Raw genomic sequence first — 3,198 nt, 5'->3', positions numbered from 1 at the left:
ATATAGACCAGCGCATTGACCTTAGCGGTTGCCGTCTGTTTCAACGCATGCGCCAGCACCTTGCCGATCTGGGTATGACCGCTGCGGCACTCGATCCGCGTCATCAGCTGCTTCAAGGCATTGGTGTCGCTCACGAAAGCGGACGAACGGCACTCGCCAAGACCGCGAAAATAAACCAGTTGCACGCTGAGGGTTCCTGCCTTGCCGACGGCGTCGAACATCTGGCCCTGCAGCGTGCAGGCCAGATCCCATGTCGGCTGGCGGCTCATCGTCGCGTCGAGAGCAAGGATCAGCCTGCCCGAACCGGTCGCCGATGCGGCAAGTGTCCTCGCCTGGCGAATGAAGGCGTCGATCTCGCCGGCGTTGGATTGGGGCTTGATCGGCGCAGGATTGGTCCTCGCTGGCACAGGTTGCTTCTTATCGCTCATAAAAAACAAGATGTGGCGTTGCCACATCGCTTGCAAGCCCCACATCGGGCGGCACAAAGGGCCAGACGGTGATGCCACCTGGGGTCAGAGCAGGCCGAGGTCGGCAAGCTCGCGCCTGAGTTTCGGCGGCATCTCGATCAGTCCGGCCTTGCCCTTGCCCAGATCGAGCGGCGCGTCGGCCGGCTTCAGATAGCGCCAGCCCTGAAAGGCCCGGCGCGGCTGCCAGTCGGTTCGAACAACCTCGGGGTCGAGAATCAGGTGGCAGCGGCCGATGCCTTCACTATCGGTGAACGGCCGGATCTCGGTGATCAGTTGGCGGCACTGCACATTGCCTTTGATCACCCAATAGAGCGAACCGCCATCGGTGACCTCGGCGCCGCGCGTCGGCATCATGCGCGTGGTGTGATATTGCTCGACCGGCTCACCGGCGCGCCGCCGCTCGTCGAGGCGGAAGGCGATCCACTCCTCGAGATCTTCGACGCTGTCGCAGCCGACACAGAGTTTTATGAGATTGAGAGACATCGCTTAAGGTTAGTCCCGCATGCGGACGCGTCAACGACCGGATCGACTTCTCCACAGTGGCAGTTTAGGCCAGCCTTCAGCATTCCACGACGTTGACGGCGAGCCCACCCAGGCTGGTTTCCTTGTACTTCTCGTTCATGTCGAGGCCGGTCTGGCGCATGGTCTCGATCGCTGCATCGAGAGGTACGAAATGGGTGCCGTCGCCCTTGATGGCCAGTGACGCTGCCGTCACCGCCTTGACCGCGCCCAGCGCATTGCGCTCGATGCACGGCACCTGCACCAGCCCGCCAACCGGATCGCAGGTCATGCCGAGATGGTGTTCGAGCGCGATCTCGGCGGCATTCTCGACCTGCTCGGGCGTACCGCCCATGACGGCGCACAGGCCGGCCGCCGCCATTGCCGATGCCGACCCGACCTCGCCCTGACAGCCGACCTCGGCGCCGGAGATCGAAGCATTGGTCTTGATGATGCCGCCGACGGCAGCAGCCGTCAGCAGGAAATCACGAATGCTCGGCTGGTCCGCCTCGGGATGGAAATGCAGCCAGTAGCGCAGCACCGCCGGCAGCGTGCCGGCCGCACCGTTGGTCGGCGCTGTGACGACCCGGCCGCCAGCGGCGTTTTCCTCGTTCACCGCCATGGCGTAGATCGACAGCCAGTCATTGGCGAGCAAGGGATTGGGCTTGTTCTGCTGCCATTGCTCCTGCAGCTTGTCATGCAGCATGCGGGCACGGCGGCGCACCTTCAACCCGCCCGGCATGATGCCGTCCTGCGACAGGCCACGGTCGATACAGCCTTTCATGGCGCTCCAGATGCCGTCGAGGCCGGCGTCGAGCGCCTCGCGCGTCATCTGCGTCTCCTCGTTGACGCGTTTCATGTCGGCGATGGAAAGGCCGCTTTTGCCGGCCATGGCCAGCATCTCGACCGCATTCTTGAACGGATAAGGCACTTTCTTGCCTTCCGTCGTCACCGATCCCTTGGCCTTCATCCGCTGCAGTTCCTCTTCGGAAACCACGAAGCCGCCGCCGATCGAATAATAGATGCGCTTGAGCAGCAGGCGGCCGCCGGAATCATAGGCGTAGAACGCCATGCCGTTGGCGTGGCCGGTGAGCGGCGTCTTGCGGTCCAGCACCAGATCGGTGGCCGGATCGAAGCGATAGGTGGGATGGCCGGGCGGCGAAATACGCTTTTCGGCGGCGATGCGGCTGGCAATGCCATCGGCCTGGTCGGGATCGACCGTCTGCGGCGTCAGACCGGCAAGGCCGAGCATGACGGCGCGGTCACTGCCGTGGCCGATGCCGGTATAGGCGAGTGACCCGTGCAGGCTGGCGCCAAGGCGGTCGACCTTCACACCCGCCGGGCGCGGCCAGTCATTTCCCGCGACCTCGTCGAGAAACCGCGCCGCGGCGGTCATCGGTCCCATCGTGTGCGAACTCGAGGGTCCTATGCCGATCTTGAACAGGTCGAAAACCGAAAGGAACACGCGGCGTTGTCTCCTGGAGTCAGGTCGAGGACTACATATAGGAATTCCCACGATGTTTCCGCTCTTTTGGAAATCGCGGCGCTGCACCCGCCGACCTTGTTTGCTCCGGCAGCGACATTGGCACGATCGCTGTATGCGGACATCGAAGCGATCGCGCTGAATGTGATAAATTCAGGCCATGGGCGATTCCCTCGATCTTTCGACAGCCGATCTCGCGGCGCTGGCCTTCTTCCTCGTCGCGTGGCTGCTGCACACGTTTGCCTCCGACGGCAAGCTTGTCAGCCGGGTGTCGCTGACGACGGCGATGAATGCACAGCGGCAAGCCTGGATGCGGACCATGGCCGAGCGCGAGATCCGCATCGTCGACACCGCCATCATGAGCGGGCTGCAGCAAGGCACCGCCTTCTTCGCCTCCAGCTCGCTGATCGCGATCGGCGGCTGCTTTGCCCTGCTCGGCGCGTCCGACCGGGTTCTTGAAGTGCTCAGCGACCTGCCTCTGGGTGGCGCGCCGTCGCGCGCGGCCTTCCAGATAAAGGTGTTTGGGCTGGTGCTGATCCTGGCGTTTTCGTTCTTCAAATTCGGCTGGGCGTACCGGCTGTTCAATTATTGCACGATCCTGATCGGCGCCGTACCGATCCCGCATGGCGAAGCCTCGCGCAATCCGGTCACCGAAACGGCGGTGTGGCGTGCGGCGCAAATGAACATGCTGGCCGGAAAGCACTTCAACTCCGGCCTGCGCGGCGTGTTCTTCTCGATCGGGTATCTCGG

General features: G+C 63.4%; 3 protein-coding genes and 1 pseudogene. 1 reads left to right on the top strand and 3 read right to left on the bottom strand.

Features of this window, described 5'->3' with window-relative positions; all coding sequences use genetic code 11:
• The 3 genes and pseudogenes from EN925_RS29425 to EN925_RS29415 all read right to left on the bottom strand — a co-directional run.
• A pseudogene (locus tag EN925_RS29425) lies at positions 1-428 on the bottom strand (VWA domain-containing protein); the annotation flags it as partial.
• A gap of 84 nt (positions 429-512) precedes the next feature.
• Positions 513-950 (bottom strand): DUF1489 family protein, encoded by a 438-nt coding sequence (locus tag EN925_RS29420; protein WP_013531780.1) that lies wholly within the window; start codon positions 948-950, stop codon positions 513-515.
• A gap of 76 nt (positions 951-1,026) precedes the next feature.
• Positions 1,027-2,430 carry an L-serine ammonia-lyase gene (locus EN925_RS29415; RefSeq protein WP_013531781.1) on the bottom strand — a complete coding sequence of 468 codons (1,404 nt, stop codon included), beginning with the start codon at positions 2,428-2,430 and terminating at the stop codon, positions 1,027-1,029.
• A gap of 178 nt (positions 2,431-2,608) precedes the next feature.
• On the opposite strand from EN925_RS29415, the gene EN925_RS29410 reads away from it, so the two are divergent.
• Positions 2,609-3,198 (top strand): DUF599 family protein (locus tag EN925_RS29410; RefSeq protein WP_128337120.1); only part of this gene is annotated, 590 nt, incomplete at its 3' end.

Origin of the sequence: Mesorhizobium sp. M7A.F.Ca.US.006.04.2.1, assembly GCF_004022915.1 — a bacterium.
In the GTDB taxonomy this organism is placed as follows: Bacteria; Pseudomonadota; Alphaproteobacteria; order Rhizobiales; family Rhizobiaceae; genus Mesorhizobium; species Mesorhizobium ciceri.
This window is presented reverse-complemented; position numbering and strand designations above follow the sequence as displayed.